This is a genomic window from Oceanomicrobium pacificus (genome assembly GCF_009833495.1).
GTDB classification, from domain to species: Bacteria; Pseudomonadota; Alphaproteobacteria; order Rhodobacterales; family Rhodobacteraceae; genus Oceanomicrobium; species Oceanomicrobium pacificus.
On sequence record NZ_WUWG01000001.1, the window covers coordinates 328,095 to 347,707 of the forward strand.

The following is a 19,613-nucleotide window of genomic DNA, read 5'->3' on the forward strand; positions in this document are numbered from 1 at the left end:
TCCAATGCCAGCCAAAATCCCCGCAACCGTCATCACCGGCTTTCTCGGGGCCGGCAAGACCACGCTGATCCGCCACCTTCTGGCCAATGCCGGGGGCAAGCGGATCGCGCTCATCATCAATGAATTCGGCGACCTTGGCGTCGACGGCGACATTCTGCGCGGCTGCGGCGACGAGGCCTGCGCCGACGAAGATATTGTAGAACTGTCGAACGGCTGCATCTGCTGCACCGTGGCGGAGGATTTCGTCCCCACGATGGAGGCGCTGCTCGCCCGCGAGACGCCGCCCGACCATATCGTTATCGAGACCTCGGGCCTTGCGCTGCCGCAGCCGCTTGTGCGGGCGTTCAACTGGCCGGAAATTTCCACCCGCGTCACGGTCGACGGGGTGGTCACGGTGGTGGACGGACGCGCCGTGTTCGACGGCCGGTTCGCGCATGATGTGGCCGCCGTCGATGCCCAGCGCCGATCGGATGAAAATCTCGACCATGAGACGCCGCTGTCGGAACTGTTCGAGGACCAGATTGCCTGCGCGGACATGATCGTGGTCAACAAGTCGGACCTGCTTGAACCGGACTCGGCCGATGCGCTGGTCGCGCAGCTGAAATCCGGCAGCCGGTCCGGCGTGCAGGTGGTGCGCACTGCCATGGGGGTGATGCCGGTCGATGTGCTGCTTGGCCAGAACATGGCGGCCGAGGGCGACACGGAAGCGCGCCACGAAATCCATCACCATCACCACCATGATGATGATGCGGATGGCGATGACCACCATGCGGACCACGACCATCACCACGATCACGACCATGATGCGTTCGAGAGCTTCGTCGTGACCCGCGGGGAAATCACCGATCACGCGCGCTTCGCCCGGCAGTTGGCCGAGGTGATCTCGGCGCATGACATCCTGCGCCTCAAGGGCTTTGCCGCGGTGGCGGGCAAGCCGATGCGACTGACGTTCCAGGCCGTCGGACCGCGGGTCGACAGCTATTTCGACCAGCCCTTCGGTGCCGGTGATGCGCGCGAGACCCGCCTTGTGGTGATCGGTCAGGCCGGGCTCGACCGTGCTGCGATCGAAACCGCTCTCCGCGCATGAGCTACAGCGTCGCGCCGGCCGACCCGACCTCTGACGAGGCGCGGGACCTTCTGGCGGAAAGCCAGGCGCTCATGCGGAGCCTCTTCCCGCCGGAAGCCAACCACTATCTGGAGGCCGAGGCACTGGCGGGACCGGGGATGCGTTTCTGGATCCTGCGGGATGCGGCGGGGACTGCGACCGGTTGCGTGGCGCTCGCCGACAAGGGCGACTATGGCGAGATCAAATCGATGTTCGTGGCTGAGGACGCGCGCGGCAGCGGGGCCGCGGACGCGCTGATGGCGGAATTGCTTGCCGCGGCGCGCGCCGCCGGCCTGCCGCGCCTGCGGCTGGAAACGGGCGACAGGCTGACCCGCGCACACGGTTTCTATCGCCGGCACGGTTTTGCCCCGTGCGGACCGTTCGGCGCCTATGAAGCCGGACCGCACAGCCTTTTCTTCGAACGCGCGGTGGGCGCGGACGGGGGCAACTGATGCATCTTCTGGCCGCCACACCGGGTACGATCGATGACGGGTCCGAACCGGTCGATCTGGGCCAGGACCCGTCCGATCTGCTGGTCATATCGGCCGCAGATACCGAAATCGCCGCCCTGTCGGCGGCGCGGGCGGATTTGGGCGATGCCGCGCCGGGCCTGCGCCTCGCAAACCTGTCCCACCTGCGTCACAGCCTGTCGGTCGATCTGCATCTCGATCGCTGCGCGACAGGCTCGCGGCTGGTGGTGGTCCGGCTGCTCGGCGGGCGCGCCTACTGGCCCTACGGGGTCGAGCAATATGCGATCCGGCTGGCCGAGGCCGGGGTGCCCTTCGCGCTCCTGCCGGGCGACGACAGGCCCGATGACGAATTGTGGCGCCTGTCCACCGTGTCGCGTGCGGACTGGGACGCGCTCTGGTCCTATTGCGTCGAGGGCGGGCCGGAAAACATGCGCAATTTCCTGCTTCATGCGCGGTCGATGCTCGATGGCGGTCCGACACCGCCTGCCGCCGCGCCGCTCTTGCGTGCAGGCCTCTACTGGCCGGGGCTGGACCGCCCGGGTCTCGACGATCTGCGGGCGAACTGGACCGAGGGCGCGCCGACCGTGCCGCTTGTCTTCTATCGCGCGCTTGTGCAGGGCGCGGGCCTGCACCCGGTCAACCGGCTGGTGCGCGGGCTGTCGCGCGCAGGGTTGAACCCGATGCCGCTCTTCGTGGCCTCGCTGAAAGATCCGGTCTCGGTCGCAACGCTGGAAGATCTGTTCCGTGCCGCGCCGCCAGATCTGATCCTCAACGCCACCAGCTTCGCCGTGGGCACGCCGCACGGCACGGGCGGGCCGGAAAACCCGCTTGCCGGTGCCGCTGCCAACGGCGCGCCGGTCATCCAGACCATTTTCAGCGCCGGCAGCGCGGATAGCTGGCGCGCGGGCACAGCCGGTCTGTCGGCACGCGATATCGCGATGAATGTGGCCCTGCCGGAAGTGGACGGCCGCCTGCTCGGCCGCGCGGTCAGCTTCAAGGGCGAAGCCTATTTCGACGCAGAAACCCAATGCGCGATCGCTAGCTACCAGGCCGAAGGCGACCGCATTGCCTTCACCTGCGATCTGGCCGCCGCATGGTGCCGGCTGCGCCGGACCGGAGCAGCCGATCGCAAGGTGGGCGTGATCCTTGCCAATTATCCCAACAAGGACGGACGGCTGGCCAATGGCGTCGGCCTCGACACGCCGGCAGCGACGGTCAATCTGCTCCACGCGCTGGCGGATGCGGGCTATGGCACCGCTGACCTGCCCGACGATTCCGACGCGCTGATGCAGGCCGTTCTGGCCGGGCCGACCAACTGGCTCACCGATCGCGCGGACCGTAGAGGGGGCGAACGGCTTTCGCTCGACGACTATCGCGCTTTCTATGCCACCCTCCCCCACGGATTGCGGCGCGAGATCGAAGACCGCTGGGGCGCGCCGGAGGACGATCCGTTCTTCGTGGACGGTGATAAGGACGGGGGGGCGTTTGCCCTCTCAATCCTGCGGTTCGGAAATGTCACGGTCGGCATCCAGCCCGCGCGCGGCTACAATATCGACCCGAAGGACAGCTATCACGCGCCGGACCTCGTGCCGCCGCACAATTACCTCGCCTTCTACGCGTGGCTGCGCCGCCCGTTCGGGGCGCACGCGCTCGTCCATATGGGCAAGCATGGCAATCTGGAATGGCTGCCGGGCAAGGCGGTGGCCCTGTCGGAAGATTGTTTCCCGGAGGCCGTGCTCGGTCCGGTGCCGCATCTCTACCCGTTCATCGTCAATGACCCGGGCGAGGGCACGCAGGCCAAGCGGCGCGCGGCGGCGGTGATCGTCGACCACCTGACGCCACCGCTGACGCGGGCCGAAAGCTACGGGCCGCTGCGCGATCTCGAAGCGCTGGTGGACGAATATTACGAAGCCGCGGGCGTCGACCCACGCCGTGTGACCCATCTGCGCAAAGAGATCCTGTCGCTCTGCGCGGCCTCCGGCCTCGATATCGATGCAGGGATAGCGGATGTCGGCGACAGCGACGCGGCGCTGGCCACGCTCGACGCGTACTTGTGCGATCTGAAAGAGGCGCAGATCCGCGACGGGCTGCACGTGTTCGGCACAGCGCCGGAAGGGCGGCTCGCGCGCGACCTGGTCCAGGCGCTTCTGCGCGTGCCGCGCGGCACGGGCAAGGGGGCGGATGCCTCGTTGCAACGCGCTCTGGCCGCGGACCTGGAGCTTGGCATCGATCCGCTCGATTGCGACCTTGGCGCGCCCTATGACGGCCCCAGACCCGCCTGCCTGACCGGCCTGACCGACGACCGCTGGCGCAGCAACGGCGACGCGGTGGAACGGGTGGAACTGCTGGCCGCCGCGCTGCTGGACGGCCGGAAGATCGAGGGCGCGACGGACGCCGACTTGCCAGCCGCGGCGCCGGTGCTCGATGCGGCCCGCACCGCGGTCGCGCCGATGGTCGCGGCCTGTGGTCCGGCCGAGATGGACGGGTTGCTCGCGGGGCTCGACGGTCGTGCCCTGCCGCCCGGCCCGTCAGGCGCCCCGACGCGAGGGCGCATCGACACGCTGCCGACCGGCCGGAACTTCTTTTCCGTCGACAGCCGCGCGGTGCCGACGCCGACCGCCTGGGCGCTCGGCTGGAAATCGGCCTGCCTCCTCATCGAGCGCCACCTGCAGGACCATGGCGACTGGCCGCGTGCGATGCTGCTGACGGCATGGGGTACAGCCAACATGCGCACCGGCGGCGACGATATCGCCCAGGCACTTGCGCTGATGGGCGTGAAGCCTGTCTGGGACAGCGCAAACCGGCGGGTGACAGGATTCGAGATCCTGCCCGCATCGGTGCTCGACCGGCCAAGGGTGGACGTGACCCTGCGGGTCTCCGGTTTCTTCCGCGACGCCTTCCCGCAGCAGATGGATCTGGTCGACAGCGCCGCCCGCGCGGTCATGGCGCTCGACGAACCGGACGAGATCAACCCGGCCGCTGCCCGAGCGCGGGCGGGCGCGGACCAGCACCGCGTCTTCGGCTCGAAACCCGGTGCCTACGGGGCCGGATTGCAAGCGATGATCGACGAGCGGCTCTGGTCCGACCGCGCCGATCTGGCGGATGCCTATCTGACATGGGGCGGCTATGCCTATGGCGGCGGGGCGGAAGGCGCGCCGAAGCGCGACGCGCTTCAGGCCCGGCTCGCAGAGGTGGACGCGATCGTGCAGAATCAGGACAATCGGGAACATGACCTGCTCGACAGCGACGACTATTACCAGTTCGAGGGCGGCGCTTCGGCGGCGGTTGAGACGTTGCAGGGCTGCGCCCGCCCGATCTACCACAATGACCATTCCCGCCCCGAACGCCCCGTTATCCGGACGCTGGACGAGGAGATCGGCCGCGTCATGCGCTCGCGCGTGGTCAATCCGAAATGGATCGATGGCGTGATGCGGCACGGCTACAAGGGCGCCTTCGAGATGGCGGCAACGCTCGACTATCTCTTTGCCTTCGCGGCAACCACGCGGGCCGTCCGGTCGCATCATTTCGACCTGATCGAAACAGCCTATCTGGAAGATGACCGGGTGCGCAGCTTCATCGAGGAACACAATCCCGATGCGCTGCGCGAAATGGCCGACCGGCTGCAGGAAGCGCTCGACCGCAACCTCTGGACGCCGCGATCGAACAGCGCCCGCGACCGGCTCGCGCGACTGCGCGACCGCGCACCGGGACATGTCGACCCAAGCGGGGTCCGGTCATGAGCGCCGGCGTCACGCAGACCGGCCGATGCCACTGTGGCGCCGTGCGCTACAGGTTTTCCGGCCCGCCGCGCTGGAGTTGCTATTGCCATTGCAGCGACTGCCGCCGGATCACGGCCTCGCCTGTCACGGCCTATTTTGGTGTTGCGCTCGACCGGTTCGACTGGACCGGCACCGCGCCCCAGACCTATAAATCGTCCGCCCGCGCCACGCGGCGCTTCTGTGGCACATGCGGCACGCAACTGGCCTTCAGCCACGAGATCTTTCCCGACGAAATCCATCTGCTGACCGCCACGCTCGACGCACCGGAGGCGCTGCCGCCCGCCTTCCATGTCTTCACGGTCGACCAGTTGCCGTGGTTCGAGACCACGGATGAGTTGCCACGCCACCACAAGTTCCTGCACCAGACACCCGGCGCGGAAGATCCCGCCGTCAAACCCTGAGCCAACCAGCCCTGACCAGCCCCGAAAGGACGCCAGAGATGACCGATGATCCCGACCGTCACGCAATGAAAATGGCCAAGAAAAAGGCGGCACGCGACAAGATCATGGCCACCAAGACCGAGGAGAAGGGCCTCATCATCGTCCATACGGGCAAGGGCAAGGGCAAGTCGACGGCTGCCTTCGGCATGATCTTCCGCCACATCGCCCACGGCCGCCAATGCGCGGTGGTCCAGTTCATCAAGGGCGGGATGAGCACCGGCGAGCGGGACATGATCCTGGAGCGGTTTCAGGACATTTGTGCCTTCCACACGATGGGCGAGGGCTTCACCTGGGAAACGCAGGACAAGACCCGCGACACGGAAATGGCGCAGGCCGCATGGGCCAAGGCCAAGGACCTGATCCGCGACCCGGCCAATCACATGGTGCTGCTCGACGAGATCAACATCGCGATCCGATATGACTATCTCGACATTGCCGAAGTGGTGGATTTCCTGAAGACCGAGAAACCGCCCATGACCCATGTCGTGCTGACCGGGCGCAACGCGAAGGACGAACTGATCGAGGCCGCCGATCTGGTGACCGAGATGGAACTGGTGAAACATCCGTTCCGCTCCGGCATCAAGGCACAGATCGGCGTCGAGTACTGACCTTTCCGTGAGGTCTCCCTTGCCTGCTGCGGCGCAGTTTTTACATGTCGTCGCACAGAGAGGGAGATTTCAATGACCAGATCCTTGTCGCTGCTCGGCATCTCCGGCAGCCTGCGCGCCGCATCGACGAACACGCTCCTGGTGCGAGAGGCCGCTCGGCTCTTCGCGCCGGACCGGTTCGAACTTGCCGATATCCGCTTTCCGCTCTTCGATGCCGACCTTCAGGCCGACGAAGGCATTCCCGCTGCGGTGGAGGAACTCGCGGACCAGATCCTGGCCGCCGATGCGATCATCATTTCGACGCCTGAATATAACAAGAACCTGCCCGGCGGGCTGAAGAACGCGCTCGACTGGGTCAGCCGGACCGATGGAACCCCGTGGCTGAAAAAACCGGTCGCCATCATGTCGGCGGCGGCCGGGCGGGCCGGTGGCGAACGGGCGCAATTCTCGCTCCGCCACTGCATGACGCCCTTCAATCCGCGCATCCTTCAGGGGCCGGAAGTGATGATCGCCAATTCCGGCAAGGCCTTCGACACGGACGGGCGGCTCATCGACGAGCGCAGCACCGCGTTCCTGCAAATCCTGATGGATGATCTGAAGGCGCTGGCGCAGACCGAACCGGTGGCCACCGGCCTGCCGGCCTGACCGGTCCTAGAGCCGGCGCGAAATCTCCACCAGATTGCCGTCCGGGTCGCGCATGTAGATCGACCGGATCGGCCCTGTGGCGCCGGTCCGGTCGACCGGCCCTTCCTCGATCCCGATGCCATGGTTGGACAGGTGGGCGATCCAGTCATCAAGCGACGCGTCCGTCAGCAGGCAGAAATCCGCACTGCCCGGGGTTGGCGTATCTGCCTTCGGCTCGAACTCGCGTCCGGCTTCATGCAGATTGAACTTCTGTGACCCGAAGCTGAGCGCGGTGCGCACGGTGCCGTCGGACGGCGTGAAGCTCTGCACCTCCATGCCGAGCGCATCGCCGTAGAAGCGGCAGGTGGCACCGATGTCCCGCACCGTCAGGACAAGGTGGTCGAGTGCTGCAATTTTCGGTTGGGGCATGGGTCGTGGCCTCCGGCTTGTCCGGGTGAATATCGGGCGCAACTTGCCATTTCGCCCCCGCCCTGACAATCAGGTCGCATGAGCCGCACAGCCAACATGACCCGCCAGACCATCCATGACCGGATCGACCCGATGCGGGTGGCCGCGATGCACGCGACGCTCGGCCGCGACGGTCCGCCGCCCGCCACAGGCGATGCCCTGCCGCCCTTCTGGCACTGGGCGGGCTTCTGGGACTGCCAGCCGCCGGACAGGCTCGGGCGCGACGGTCATCCGGCGCTTGGCGGCTTCCTGCCCGATCTGGGCCTGCCACGGCGCATGTGGGCCGGCGGGCGCCTGCGGTTTCTGGGTCCCTTGCGGATCGGAGAAGCCGCCACGCGCGCGAGCCGCATCCTGAAGATCGCGGAAAAAACCGGCCGCAGCGGCCCGCTCGCCTTCGTGACGGTGGAACACCGGATCATGCAGGGTGATCGGGTGGCCCTGACCGAAGAACAGGACCTTGTCTACCGCGAAGACCCGGTCCCGGGCGCGCCACAGCCGCAACCGGCAGCCGCCCCGACAGACGAGGTTCAGGCAACCCGCCATAAGGGCGATCCGGTGACGCTGTTCCGTTATTCCGCGCTTACCTTCAACGGACACCGGATCCACTATGACCGGGACTATTGCCGCGACGTGGAGGGCTATCCCGGCCTTGTCGTGCACGGGCCGCTTCTGGCCCAGATGCTGGTCGACCGCGCGGATGCCACGCTCGGCGGTCTGGCAAGCTTCGCCTTCCGCGCCATGGCTCCCGTTTTCGACGGCGAGCCGTTCGAGGTCTGCCACCGGCCGGAGGGGGACGGGCTGGCGCTCTGGATCCGCGGCGCGGACGGACGGCTCGCCATGCAGGCCACAGCCAATCAGCCCTTCAGGTGATGCGCCGGCGCGAAACTGTCGGGCAGGTCGGGCACCTCGCCAGACAGGAAAGCTGCCACCGCATCCCCGATCCGGGGCGCGAGCGCCAGTCCGGTCTTGAACCCGCCCGTCGCGACAATGAGATCGGGCCGGTCCGGCAGCGGGCCGACCATCGGGTCGCGTTCGGGCGCGCGCGGACGCAGACCGGCCCAGCGCCCGATCACCGGCGCATCGGCCAGTGACGGCACGAGCACGCGCGCATCCGCAATGACGCGGTCGAGCAACGCGTCGGTCCCATACGGGTCGTCAAACTCCGTTTCGCTGGTGGACCCGACCGCCACCGTCCCGTCGGCATGGCCGATCACATAGATGCCGCGATCATAAAGGATCGGCCCATTCATCGGCCGGGATGGGCGCAGAAGCGCCGCCTGCCCTTTCACGCCCCGCCCGCGATTGGCGCGCCCCAGCCCGCGCAGCAGATCAAAGCTGCCGGTGCCGGCAGCAATCACCGCCGGGCCATCAATCGCGTCCCCGTCGAGCGAGAGTGCGCCACCCGGTTCGGCCATGACGGTTCCGGTCTGGAACAGGACACCGCGGCGCTCCAGCGCACGGGCCAGCGTTGCACAGGCGCGGGCGGGTGCTATCCGGGCCGACAGGGTTTCATGCACGATGCCCGCCGCTGCCGCGTCAGGCGCGAACGGATGATCCTCACCGGGTGGCAACACGGTCCAGCTTGCCACGCCGGCCCAGAATTCGGCCGCGCCCTCGGCCCGTTCCTCCGCGATGGCGCGCGCATGGGCGTCGGGCAGCGGAAGCAGCCGACCGGTGCGCCCGTAGCCCGACGACTGGCCCGCGACCGCCTCGACCTCTGCCCAGAAACCGGCAGCCGCCAGAAGCGCATCGCGCTGGAACTGTTTTTTCGCGTTCCAGCGGTCCGGCACATGGGGCGACAGCGCCCCGACGAGGCCACCGCTTGCGCCCGCGCCGGGACCGCGCCTGTCCACCACCGTTACATCCCGCCCGCGCGCGCGCAGATGCCACGCGGCGCAGAGCCCGAAAATGCCCGCGCCGATCACCGTGACCCGTCCGGAGTTTGCCATTGCCAAGCCCTTGCCGCTGCCGCACTGTGCGGCCATTGCAACAGGGTAGATCATGGATCAGGGCGGCACGCAAAACCCCGAACTGCTGTGGCGCGACAACGGCACGCCCGTCTCCGCCCGGTTCGACGATCCCTATTTCTCGGTCACGGACGGTCTGGCCGAAAGCCGCTATGTCTTTCTGGATGGAAACGACCTGCCCGCCCGGTTCACGGACGGGTTCACGGTCGCCGAACTGGGCTTCGGGACGGGTCTGAATTTTCTGGCACTTCAAATGGCATGGGCGGCGTCGGGCACGCAGGGGCGGCTCCGCTATGTCAGTTTCGAAGCCTATCCGATGACCCGCGACGACCGCCAGCGCGCGCTCGCCGCTTGGCCCGAACTGGAGGCAGAGGCAACGGCACTGGCCGATCTGCTCGACAGGCAGCCGCAGGGCGGCGCCATCGGGTCCATAGACCTCGACCTGCGGATCGGGGATGCACGCGACAGCCTGCCGGGCTGGGACGGGGCGGCAGACGCCTGGTTCCTCGACGGGTTCAGCCCGAACCGCAATCCCGAACTCTGGTCGCCCGAGCTGATGCAGGCGGTCGGCCGCCACACGCGCACCGGCGGCAGTTTCGCGACCTACACCGCTGCGGGCCATGTGCGCCGCGCCCTTGACGCGGCCGGGTTCGACGTGTCCCGCCGCCCCGGTTTCGGATCGAAACGCCATATGAGCACCGGACGGTTGCGACCGGCCGCCGGATCAGCGGCATGACCGGCAACAACACCCGCCACGGGATCGCGCTCATGTGCGCCACCACGCTCGTTTTCGCCCTGCAGGACGGCGTGTCGCGCTATCTGGCGGAGAATTACAACACGATCATGGTCGTGATGCTGCGCTACTGGTTCTTCGCGCTCTTCGTGATCGCCTATTCGGCCACGCGGGCGGGCGGCGTGCGGGCTGCGGCGCGCACCAGCCAGCCGGGGCTGCAGATCCTGCGCGGGGTGCTGCTCGCGGCCGAGATCTGCGTGATGGTGCTGGGCTTCGTGCTGCTGGGTCTCGTCGAAAGCCATGCCGTCTTTGCCTGCTACCCGCTTCTGGTCGCGGCCCTGTCGGGCCCCATTCTGGGCGAGCATGTCGGCTGGCGGCGCTGGGTGGCCATCGCGACGGGGTTCATCGGCGTGCTCATCATCCTGCGGCCCGGGCTGAAAGTCTTCCAGCCCGAAGCGCTGGTGCCGCTCCTCGCGGCTTTCATGTTCGCACTCTACGGGCTCCTGACCCGGTTTGCCGCGCGGCGCGACACGGCCCAGACCAGCTTCTTCTGGACGGGCGTGGCGGGCGCGGCGGCGATCACGCTGGTCGGCCCTTTTTATTGGGAACCGATGGTTGGCATGGACTGGGCATGGATGGCGGCGCTTTGCGTCTTCGGGGCCTCGGGCCATTTCCTGCTGATCCGCGCGCTCGAAGTGGCCGAGGCGTCCGCGATCCAGCCCTTCGCCTATTTCCAGCTCGTCTTCGCTTCGATGATCGGCGTGTCGGTCTTCGGCGAGGCGCTGGACCCGGTCACGATGGCCGGAGCCGCACTCATCATCGGCGCCGGCATATTCACCCTGCTGCGGAGCCGCAAATCGGGCCCGGCGCCGGCGACCGGCACCACCGCACCGGCAAAGGCCCGGAGCGCTTCGGGTCCTGCCCGCTGATCCCGCTCAGCTCTCGTTCGGGCCGCGCAACTGGGCAATGGCGGCCCTGATCTTCAGCCAGTCATCCGCTTCGGTTTCGCGGCCTTCATCGCGGCATTGCGCGGCTTTCTGAGCCGCGCAGGCTTCCGCCGCATCGCCGCGGGCCGCGTAGAGTTTCCGGGCATGTTCGCCGATTTGTTCGATCCGCATCGTCCCCTCCTCTGGATGCGCGTTGGTCCCTGACCTTAACACGAATCGCAAAAGGGCCGGTTGATCGGACGCAAATTCCGCCTATTGCCGCGCGACGGGGCGGGCGAAGGTGGTCGTGCCACCGCTCAGATCCAGCGTAAGGCGCAGATCTTCCGCCTGCCCGTTGATCCGCGCCCGGTAGACATGGAGCGCCTCCATCACCCGCATCACATAGTTGCGGGTTTCGCGGAACGGGATGGTTTCGATCCAGTCCACCTCGTCCACTTGCGGCAGGCGCGGATCGCCAAACAGCTCGATCCAGCTGTCGATCCGCCCCGGCCCGGCATTGTAGGCGGCAATGGACAGGACCAGCGAGCCGTCATAGCGCTCCAGCAGGCCCGACAGGTAATAGGTGCCGAGCTTGGCATTGTAGCGCCAGTCATTCACGAGCCGCGATTTGGAATAATCGACGCCAAGCTCGTCGGCGACCTTGCGCGCCGTCGCCGGCATGACCTGCATCAGCCCCATTGCCCCCACCGGCGACACGGCCATCGGGTTCAGTTCCGATTCCTGCCGCGCAATCGCCATGGCGAGTTCCGGCTCCACATCGACGGCATAGGCCGCCAGATCGGTCACCGGATAATAGGGTTCGGGCAGCACGCGGCCCATGCTGGCGGCCAGCTTGCCGATCTTCAGCGCCACATGTTCGCGGCCCAGATCCATCGCCAGCTGCGCGAGCGCCGCCTGATCGCCGGGGTCGAGCGTTTCCGCCGCGTGGGAGAAGAAGCGCAGAACCTCGTAGCTTTCATCCGCATAATGCATCAGAAGCCCGCCGCGGACAGATTCAGACTGCATGAAGGGGCGCCCTTCATAAGCCGGGGCCTGCGGCGCGCCGGCAAGGCTGCGGTCGGTCGGCAACTGGCCGGCCTCGGCCGCCAACTGACCGTAGAAGCTCGTCTGGTAGGTCGCCCCGAGACTATAGGCCTCCTGCGCGCCGAGCGCATTGCCCGCAGCGGCATAGGCCTGCCCGAGCCAGTATCCGGCCCGCCCGCGCGAGATCGGCGATTCCACCGCCCGCGCGAAAGCCGCGAAATGGCGCACGGCGGTTTCCGGGTCGCCCAGCCGGCGCAAAGCCAGATAGCCCGAGAGCCATTCCAGATCGGCAAAGGCCGAGCCTTCGGTCAGCCCGTGGCGGCTCGCCATCCGGTAGGCTTCACTGTTCTGGTCACGGCGCATCGCGCGGCGCGCAAGGGCGCGGCGGTAATTGGCCCAGCCCTGCGGGTCGCCCAACTGGTCGGCCCCCCGCGACAGGAGCAGCTCCTGCGCGTCGTCCCAGCGATCCTTCTTGATCCGCCAGGCGAACCGCTCATAGGCCAGACCGGGATCACCGGCGAGCGCATTGGGCACGCGGGCGATCAACCCGTCCACGCCCGCCTCGGCCCGGCGCAGACCGATCCGCGCTCGCGCAAGCGCCTGATGGCCGGCATCGACAAGCGGCAGCATGGCCTCGGCCGATTTCAGGTGCCCGTCCCAGAGCATCCGGTCGAGCCGCGCGACATTGGCATTGGCAAGCACCCCGCCATACCCTTCCCGCATGCGGCGGAACGCGTCGCTGCCGAGCGGCATGGTCAGCCAGGCATTGAGGATCGTGTCCCGCGCCTCGGCGGTGCGGCCAAGCTGCTGAAGGGCGGCGGCCAGTGCCAGCGCCCCCTCGCCGGTCTGCGCGCCATCCACCTCGAAAAACGCCAGCGCCTCCGCCGGTGCGACGGTCAGGGGGATCACGGCCTCTGCCTGCCGGCGCATGTATTTCAGGCCGGGCCAGTCGCTGTTGCGGCTCAGGAAGTCGCGATACTCGGCCCAGGTCCCTTCCCCGGCACGGAGTCGCTTCCACAGGATGATGTCACTCGCGACAGGGTCACGGGCGCGATCGACCAGCGCCTGCGCGCCGGACCAATCCTCGCTTTTCGTCGCATTCAGCGCCGCAGCGAGCATATCGCCTTTCTCTTCAATGGATTGGGATTTCGCCACCGGTGCAGTGCCGAGAACCGCCACAAGCGCCAGCGGAGCCAGGGCCGCCGCCCGGACACGCGTCTTGGAAATGAGAATCATGTCAATCTGTCTGCCTGCTCGAAAATTGTGCCCGAAACATAGCATGAAAGCCGGAGCGAAGGACATCAACGTTGCTTGCGACGGCGTGAATTCGCGGATAGGGTCGCGCCGCTCCGGTCCCCGGAGCCAACCAGATATTTATGGAGATCATCATGTTCAAAGGTTCGATGCCGGCGCTTGTCACACCCTTTGCCAACGGCAAGGTGGACGAGAAGACGCTGAAGGACCTTGTCGACTGGCAGATCGCCGAAGGGTCTTCGGCACTGGTGCCGGTGGGCACGACGGGCGAAAGCCCGACGCTCACCCATGCCGAGCATGAGCATGTGATCAAGCTGGTGGTGGAGATGGCCGGCGGCCGCGTGCCGGTGATTGCCGGTGCGGGGTCCAACAACACCGAAGAAGCCAAGGGCTTCCTGCAGTTCGCGCAGGAGGTCGGCGCGGCGGCCGGCCTCGTCGTGACGCCCTATTACAACAAGCCGACCCAGGCCGGCCTGATCGCGCATTACACCGCGCTGCATGACAGCTGCGACCTGCCGATCATCATCTACAATATCCCCGGCCGCTCGGTGATCGACATGACGCCCACCACCATGGGCGAACTGGCGAAACTGCCGCGGATCGTCGGCGTGAAGGACGCGACAGGCGATATCGTGCGGGTCAGCGAACAGCGCGCCGCCTGCGGCACCGATTTCTGCCAGCTCTCGGGCGAGGATGCGTCCGCGCTCGGCTTCAACGCCCATGGCGGGGTCGGTTGCATCTCGGTCACCGCGAATGTCGCGCCGAAACTCTGTGCCGAATTCCAGAACGCCACCCTGTCCGGCAACTGGTCGCGGGCGCTGGAACTGCAGGACCTGCTCCTGCCGCTGCACACGGCGATTTTCCTTGAACCCGGCCTTGTCGGCGCCAAATACGCCCTGTCGCTTCTCGGCCGCTGCTCCGAAGAGGTGCGCCTGCCGCTTCTGCCCGCGACCGACGGCACCAAGGCCGCGATCCGCGCCGCGATGGAGCAGGCCGGCCTGCTGGACGGATGAGCCCCGCGCCCGACAGCGACGCAGACCGGGCGCTGGTGCACCTGATCTGCGGGGCCACGGGCGCCGGCAAATCGACCTATGCGCGCCAACTCGCGACCGACATTGGCGGTGTCCGCTTCTCGATCGACGAATGGCTGGCGGAACTTTTCCTGCCCGACGGCGCTTTGGACAGTGGGTTCGACTGGTTCTACGAACGGGTGCAGCGCGCTTGCAGCCGCATGCGGTCCGTGGCCGAACAGCTTGGCCCGATCGGCGTGCCGTCCATTTTCGATGTCGGGCTGACCGACCGCAAGGAGCGCGGCATATTCGAGGATTGGGCCGCGGAACAGGGGTTCCCGGTCCGGCTTCACTGGATCGACGTCGATCCCGAAACCCGCTGGGCGCGTGTCCAGCAGCGCAATGCGAACCGCAGCGCGACCTTCTCCTTCGAGGTCGATCGCGGCATGTTCGACTTTATCGAATCCATCTGGGAAGCCCCGGATGCAGAGGAAATGGCCCGCATGAACGGGCTGAGGATTACGGACTGAGATGGCAGCGGCCAAGAAAAGCGACCCCAACAGCAAGCTCGTGGCGGAGAACCGCCGCGCGCGCTACGACTATGCGATCGAGGATACGCTGGAATGCGGGATCGTGCTCGAAGGGTCGGAAGTGAAATCGCTCCGCGACGGCAAATCCAACATCACCGAAAGCTATGCCAGCGTCGAGGACGGGGAATTGTGGCTTATCAATTCCTATGTGCCCGCCTATGCCCAGGCCAAGAGCTTCGGCCATGAGGAACGGCGCAGGCGCAAGCTGCTGGTGAGCAAGCGCGAGCTTGCGAAGCTCTGGCAGGCGATCGGGCGCGAGGGCATGACACTCGTGCCGCTCAAGGTCTATTTCAACGAACGCGGGCGCGCGAAACTGCTGCTCGGCATCGCCAAGGGCAAGAAGAAAGCCGACAAGCGCGAGACCGAACGCAAGCGCGACTGGCAGAAGCAGAAGGCCCGCCTGCTGCGCGAACGCGGCTGATCGGGCCCGCGTGGCCCGCGCTCAGTCGAGCGTGTTGGCGAAGAGTTTCGTCGGCACCTCGGCGCTCATCCCACCATCGACGGGCAGGATCGCCCCGCTGACATAGCTGCCCCCGGCCCCGCAGAGGTAGAGCATCGCCGCCGCTATGTCCGCTGGCCTGCCGATCCGGCCGAGCGGCACATTGGCCCCGACCCGCGCCGCGCCCGCGTCCGTTCCCGTTGCAAAGGCTGTCATCTTCGACGGGAATGGTCCGGGCGCCAGAGCATTGCAGGTGATGTGGCGCGGCGCCAGTTCGGCGGCCAGGGCGCGCGTCATGTGATGCACCGCCGCTTTCGACATGGTGTAGGACCAGGCGCCCTCGGTCACCGGGACGGTGCCCATCACCGAGCCGAGATTGACCACCCGGGCGGGATGGTCCGGCGTCGCGGCGGCACCGAGCAACGGCAGGCTGTTGCGGGTCAGGGTGAAGAGACCGGCCACATTCACTTCGAAGATCCGCGCCCATTGCGCGTGCGGGAAACTGTCGAGCGGCGCACCCCATGAAATGCCGGCATTGTTGACCAGAATGTCGAGCCGGTCCGTCCGGTCGCGTAGCGCGACCCCGAGCGCATCAATGGCCGCTTCGCTGCCCACATCGCCCGCAAACCCTTCCGCCTGCCCAGGCCCGCCCTGTGCATTGATTTCATTTGCAACCGCAACGCACCGCTCGCCCTTGCGGGAGGCGATCAGCACCCGCGCGCCGGCGGCGGTGAGTGCCTCGGCAATCATCCGCCCAATGCCCGAACTGCCGCCCGTGACCAGTGCCACTCGGCCCTCCAGCCCGAAAAGCGCCTGCAAATAGGGGTTCTGCGCCATGAGTTTCGCTCCGTTCCGACGCGGGGCCGGTCCCGCCCGAACCGCAGGATAGGGGGGCAAATGACGGATTTACAACAAAATGCTGCGGGCCATGGGGCAACTCTGCTATGGTCCCCGCACCGACCTGAAACAGCTGCGGAGGCAGCATGGAGTTTTTTGTCAGTCTTGTCGCCGGTGCCATTGGCGGGAATATCGCCGGCGGCGTGTTCAAGAAATACAATCTGGGGCTCACGGCCAATACGGTCGCGGGCCTGATCGGCGGAGGCACCGTCACGCTCCTGCTCGACCTCGACGGGGCAGGCGCGCTTGGGCAACTGGCGTCGAATGCCGATCCTCAGGCGGTTCTCATGGCCATGATCGCGGGCGCGGCGGGCGGCGGTGCGCTCAGCACGCTGGTCGGCCTTCTGCGCGACATCGCCAGCCGCCGCTGACGGCGCACGGGCGCGTCAGAGCCCCAGCACATCCATCATGTCATATTCGCCCGGCTTGCGGTTCTGGCCCCAGATCGCCGCACGCAAGGCGCCGCGCGCAAACAGCATCCGGTCGGTTGCGATATGGCTCAGCTTGATCCGCTCGCCTGCGCCGGCGAAAATCACGTCATGTTCGCCCACAATGTCGCCGCCACGCAGCGCGGCGAAACCGATCGCGCCGGGCGCGCGCGCCCCGGTGATCCCGTCGCGGCCGCGCTCGGAATTCTCGGCCAGCGAGATGCCCCGCCCGTCCGCTGCGGCTTCCCCCAGCATCAGCGCGGTGCCCGAGGGCGCATCGACCTTGTGGCGGTGATGGCTCTCGACGATCTCGATATCGAACTCGGGGCCGAGCGCCTCCGCCACCTTTCGGGTGAGCATGGTCAGCAGGTTGACACCAAGGCTCATATTGCCCGCGCGGATGATGGTGGCATGGCGCGCGGCAGCGGACAGTTTCTCCAGATCCGTGTCCGACAGGCCGGTCGTTCCGATCACATGGACGAGCCGCGCCTGCGCGGCCAGCGCCGCATGGGCCACCGTGGCCTCGGGTGTCGTGAAATCGATCACCGCCTGGCTGCGGGCAAAAGCGGGCAGCGGATCTTCTTCGACCGTCAGACCCAGTTCCGGCCCGCCCATCGCCACGCCCACGTCGCGCCCGATCCAGTCGCAGCCGGGCCGGTCCACGACGCCTGCCAGATCCATCTCCGGATGGTCGGCCACCGCCTTGACGAGCATCTGGCCCATGCGGCCCGAAGCCCCGACGATGGTGGTGGCGATGATATTGGTCATGGCGGCGTCCCTTGCTGTCCTTCCGGCTCGGTTTAGACCGAGCCGCCGCACATGGCAAAGCCCCATTGAAAAACCGGGGCAAAAGGCGTAGGTGACGCGCTTCCCGATCGAAGAGGCAAACCATGGCAGCCAAATCCGTTCACACCGGCCCCGGCCCGACGCAGCGCCAGCTGCGCGTCGGCGAACTGCTGCGCCGTGCCATTTCGGACATTCTGGCCCGCGGCGACCTGCACGACCCGGACCTGTCGGGCCGTTCGATCACCGTGGGCGAGGTGCGCACCTCCCCCGATCTGAAGATCGCGACCGTTTTCGTGCTGCCGCTCGGCGGTATGGACACCGATCTGGTCATCAAGGCGCTGGCCCGCTCGCAAGGCGAGTTGCGCCGCATGGTCAGCAAGAAGGTCGCGCTGAAATATGCGCCGGAGCTGCGGTTCCGCGCCGATACGAGCTTCGACCAGATGGATGCGACGCGCCGCCTGCTCGACAGCGACGATGTCCAGCGCGACGTGGCGCGCGGCGCGGACGGCGACGCGCTGCCCGATCAAGACAGCTGACGGGGCGCATCCGATGGCGCGACGCAAGAAGGGCCTGCCGATCAGCGGCTGGCTGGTGATCGACAAGCCGGCCGGCCCGACCTCGACAGATGTGGTCAACAAGGTCCGCTGGGCGCTCGATGCGCGCAAGGCCGGCCACGCAGGCACGCTCGACCCGGCGGCGACCGGCATTCTGGCCGTGGCGCTGGGCGAGGCGACGAAAACCGTGCCCTATATCACCGATGCGCTGAAAGCCTACCGGTTCACCGTCAACTGGGGCGCGGCCACCAACACCGACGATGCCGAAGGTAAGGTGATCGAGACATCCGAACACCGCCCCGATGCTGACGCGATCCGCGCCGCCCTGCCCGCCTTCGAGGGGGACATCGAACAGGTGCCGCCGCAATTCTCGGCCGTGAAGATCGACGGCGAACGTGCCTATGCCCGCGCCCGCGCCGGAGAGGAAATGGAACTGGCTGCCCGTCCGCTCTGGGTCGAAAGCCTGACGCTCGTCGACATGCCCGACCGCGACACGGCGGTGTTGGAACTTGTCTGCGGCAAGGGCGGCTATGTGCGCTCCATCGCCCGCGACCTGGGGCGTGCGCTCGGCTGCCTCGGCCATGTCGCGACCCTGCGTCGGGTCTGGTCGGGTCCGTTCGAGGAAAGCGACGCCATGCCGTTCGCCGAGGTCGACGCGCTTGCCAAGGATCCGGCCCTGCGTGACCGGCTCCTGCCGCTGGAGGCCGGGCTGACCGAGATCGCCGAATGCCGCTGTTCGGCCGAAGCCGCCACGCGGCTGCGCAACGGCAATCCCGCGCAGGTGATCGCAACCGATGCCGAATTCGGCGAGGATGCCTGGGCGAGCCACATGGGCCGCGCGGTCGCCATCGGCACCTACAAGGCCGGCATGCTCCACCCGCGCCGGGTGATCGTCGAGGAGAGCGCCTGACGCACCGCCGCCGGTCACGCCGTCGCGTTCCGCCCACCCTTGCACCATTGGCCGATTTCGGTCATAAGGCACGCGCTGGGCACGGGGATTCTCCCGGGCACAGCCTTTTTTGTTGCGACTCTGCTGGACGACATCCCGGCCTTGCCGCTTCGAAATCGCTTCAAACCTTTCGATATAGGAGACCACGATGTCGATCACTGCAGAAGAAAAACAGCGCCTGATCAAGGAATTCGCAACCACTGAAGGCGACACCGGTTCGCCGGAAGTCCAGGTTGCCATCCTGACCTCGCGCATCACGACCCTGACCGAGCATTTCAAGTCCCACAAAAAGGACAACCACTCGCGTCGCGGTCTGCTGAAGATGGTGGCCCAGCGCCGCAAGCTTCTCGACTACACCCGGGCCAAGGACGAAGAGCGCTACCAGGCACTCATCAAGCGTCTCGGCATCCGCCGCTGATCCGGACCTGAAACCGCGCGCCCCGACCGGGCGCGCGGTTTTCGCATCTACTCCCCCGCTGGCGGGGCGGGCCGGACCGGCCCGACAGCCGGCACGCTGTCCGCAAGCGCCGCCCCCCGACCCC

The 19,613-nt window shown here is 67.2% G+C and carries 22 protein-coding genes; 16 read left to right on the forward strand and 6 right to left on the reverse strand.

All coding sequences use genetic code 11. The annotated features are described in order from the left end of the window. Window positions 1-4 precede the first annotated feature (4 nt). From cobW to GSH16_RS01725, 6 genes are all read left to right on the forward strand, one after another. Window positions 5-1,087, forward strand: a complete 1,083-nt coding sequence (gene cobW, locus GSH16_RS01700) for a cobalamin biosynthesis protein CobW (protein WP_160851256.1) — start codon at window positions 5-7, stop codon at window positions 1,085-1,087. Further along, window positions 1,084-1,557: a GNAT family N-acetyltransferase gene (locus GSH16_RS01705; RefSeq protein WP_160851258.1), complete on the forward strand. Its 474-nt coding sequence runs from the start codon at window positions 1,084-1,086 to the stop codon at window positions 1,555-1,557. The genes cobW and GSH16_RS01705 overlap by 4 nt, the downstream gene beginning before the upstream one ends. Continuing rightward, the gene (gene cobN / locus GSH16_RS01710) at window positions 1,557-5,315 is read left to right on the forward strand and encodes a cobaltochelatase subunit CobN (protein ID WP_160851260.1); all 3,759 of its coding nucleotides are present in this window, start codon (window positions 1,557-1,559) and stop codon (window positions 5,313-5,315) included. The genes GSH16_RS01705 and cobN overlap by 1 nt, the downstream gene beginning before the upstream one ends. Further along, window positions 5,312-5,755, forward strand: coding sequence for a GFA family protein (locus GSH16_RS01715; protein ID WP_160851262.1), 444 nt, complete (start codon window positions 5,312-5,314; stop codon window positions 5,753-5,755). The genes cobN and GSH16_RS01715 overlap by 4 nt, the downstream gene beginning before the upstream one ends. Window positions 5,756-5,793: 38 nt before the next feature. Next, window positions 5,794-6,402, forward strand: a complete 609-nt coding sequence (gene cobO / locus GSH16_RS01720; RefSeq protein ID WP_160851264.1) for a cob(I)yrinic acid a,c-diamide adenosyltransferase — start codon at window positions 5,794-5,796, stop codon at window positions 6,400-6,402. A 72-nt stretch (window positions 6,403-6,474) separates the two neighbouring features. Continuing rightward, window positions 6,475-7,047 (forward strand): NADPH-dependent FMN reductase, encoded by a 573-nt coding sequence (locus GSH16_RS01725; RefSeq protein ID WP_160851265.1) that lies wholly within the window; start codon window positions 6,475-6,477, stop codon window positions 7,045-7,047. A 6-nt stretch (window positions 7,048-7,053) separates the two neighbouring features. On the opposite strand, the gene GSH16_RS01730 is transcribed toward GSH16_RS01725, so the two are convergent. Continuing rightward, entirely contained in the window at window positions 7,054-7,455 is a 402-nt protein-coding gene (locus tag GSH16_RS01730; RefSeq protein ID WP_160851267.1) for a VOC family protein, read from the reverse strand. A gap of 78 nt (window positions 7,456-7,533) precedes the next feature. Between GSH16_RS01730 and GSH16_RS01735 the strand changes: the two genes are divergently transcribed. Then, window positions 7,534-8,364: an FAS1-like dehydratase domain-containing protein gene (locus GSH16_RS01735; RefSeq protein ID WP_160851269.1), complete on the forward strand. Its 831-nt coding sequence runs from the start codon at window positions 7,534-7,536 to the stop codon at window positions 8,362-8,364. On the opposite strand, the gene GSH16_RS01740 is transcribed toward GSH16_RS01735, so the two are convergent. Continuing rightward, entirely contained in the window at window positions 8,349-9,443 is a 1,095-nt protein-coding gene (locus GSH16_RS01740) for an NAD(P)/FAD-dependent oxidoreductase (RefSeq protein WP_160851271.1), read from the reverse strand. The two genes, GSH16_RS01735 and GSH16_RS01740, sit on opposite strands and share 16 nt — an antisense overlap. Window positions 9,444-9,495: 52 nt before the next feature. On the opposite strand from GSH16_RS01740, the gene mnmD reads away from it, so the two are divergent. Next, complete coding sequence (gene mnmD / locus GSH16_RS01745) at window positions 9,496-10,197, forward strand: tRNA (5-methylaminomethyl-2-thiouridine)(34)-methyltransferase MnmD (RefSeq protein WP_160851272.1); 702 nt, start codon at window positions 9,496-9,498, stop codon at window positions 10,195-10,197. Further along, a complete protein-coding gene (locus GSH16_RS01750) occupies window positions 10,194-11,123 on the forward strand; it encodes a DMT family transporter (RefSeq protein WP_160851274.1) in 930 nt (309 codons plus the stop codon). The genes mnmD and GSH16_RS01750 overlap by 4 nt, the downstream gene beginning before the upstream one ends. A 6-nt stretch (window positions 11,124-11,129) precedes the next feature. On the opposite strand, the gene GSH16_RS01755 is transcribed toward GSH16_RS01750, so the two are convergent. Both GSH16_RS01755 and GSH16_RS01760 read right to left on the reverse strand, forming a co-directional pair. Beyond that, on the reverse strand, window positions 11,130-11,312 hold the full coding sequence (locus GSH16_RS01755) for a hypothetical protein (RefSeq protein WP_160851275.1): 183 nt from the start codon (window positions 11,310-11,312) through the stop codon (window positions 11,130-11,132). A gap of 81 nt (window positions 11,313-11,393) precedes the next feature. After that, complete coding sequence (locus tag GSH16_RS01760) at window positions 11,394-13,400, reverse strand: lytic transglycosylase domain-containing protein (protein ID WP_160851276.1); 2,007 nt, start codon at window positions 13,398-13,400, stop codon at window positions 11,394-11,396. A gap of 152 nt (window positions 13,401-13,552) precedes the next feature. Between GSH16_RS01760 and dapA the strand changes: the two genes are divergently transcribed. Genes dapA through smpB form a run of 3 tightly spaced genes read left to right on the forward strand, consistent with a single transcriptional unit; the run spans window position 13,553 to window position 15,439 of the window. After that, a complete protein-coding gene (dapA, locus tag GSH16_RS01765) occupies window positions 13,553-14,431 on the forward strand; it encodes a 4-hydroxy-tetrahydrodipicolinate synthase (RefSeq protein ID WP_160851278.1) in 879 nt (292 codons plus the stop codon). Beyond that, complete coding sequence (locus GSH16_RS01770) at window positions 14,428-14,958, forward strand: AAA family ATPase (RefSeq protein WP_160851280.1); 531 nt, start codon at window positions 14,428-14,430, stop codon at window positions 14,956-14,958. The genes dapA and GSH16_RS01770 overlap by 4 nt, the downstream gene beginning before the upstream one ends. A 1-nt stretch (window position 14,959) precedes the next feature. Then, window positions 14,960-15,439, forward strand: a complete 480-nt coding sequence (gene smpB, locus GSH16_RS01775) for an SsrA-binding protein SmpB (RefSeq protein WP_160851281.1) — start codon at window positions 14,960-14,962, stop codon at window positions 15,437-15,439. 21 nt (window positions 15,440-15,460) lie between these two features. Here smpB and GSH16_RS01780 read toward each other — a convergent pair whose 3' ends face one another. Next, complete coding sequence (locus GSH16_RS01780) at window positions 15,461-16,294, reverse strand: SDR family oxidoreductase (protein WP_160851283.1); 834 nt, start codon at window positions 16,292-16,294, stop codon at window positions 15,461-15,463. A gap of 146 nt (window positions 16,295-16,440) precedes the next feature. Here GSH16_RS01780 and GSH16_RS01785 point away from each other — a divergent pair, with 146 nt between their 5' ends. Further along, window positions 16,441-16,725: a hypothetical protein gene (locus GSH16_RS01785; protein ID WP_160851285.1), complete on the forward strand. Its 285-nt coding sequence runs from the start codon at window positions 16,441-16,443 to the stop codon at window positions 16,723-16,725. Between the two features lie 15 nt (window positions 16,726-16,740). On the opposite strand, the gene dapB is transcribed toward GSH16_RS01785, so the two are convergent. Continuing rightward, window positions 16,741-17,550 (reverse strand): 4-hydroxy-tetrahydrodipicolinate reductase, encoded by an 810-nt coding sequence (gene dapB, locus GSH16_RS01790; RefSeq protein WP_160851287.1) that lies wholly within the window; start codon window positions 17,548-17,550, stop codon window positions 16,741-16,743. A 122-nt stretch (window positions 17,551-17,672) separates the two neighbouring features. Between dapB and rbfA the strand changes: the two genes are divergently transcribed. From rbfA to rpsO, 3 genes are all read left to right on the forward strand, one after another. Beyond that, window positions 17,673-18,104 carry a 30S ribosome-binding factor RbfA gene (rbfA, locus tag GSH16_RS01795; protein WP_160851289.1) on the forward strand — a complete coding sequence of 144 codons (432 nt, stop codon included), beginning with the start codon at window positions 17,673-17,675 and terminating at the stop codon, window positions 18,102-18,104. A gap of 13 nt (window positions 18,105-18,117) precedes the next feature. After that, window positions 18,118-19,032: a tRNA pseudouridine(55) synthase TruB gene (gene truB / locus GSH16_RS01800; RefSeq protein WP_160851290.1), complete on the forward strand. Its 915-nt coding sequence runs from the start codon at window positions 18,118-18,120 to the stop codon at window positions 19,030-19,032. 187 nt (window positions 19,033-19,219) lie between these two features. Then, on the forward strand, window positions 19,220-19,489 hold the full coding sequence (rpsO, locus tag GSH16_RS01805) for a 30S ribosomal protein S15 (RefSeq protein WP_160851292.1): 270 nt from the start codon (window positions 19,220-19,222) through the stop codon (window positions 19,487-19,489). The last annotated feature ends 124 nt before the right edge of the window (window positions 19,490-19,613 follow it).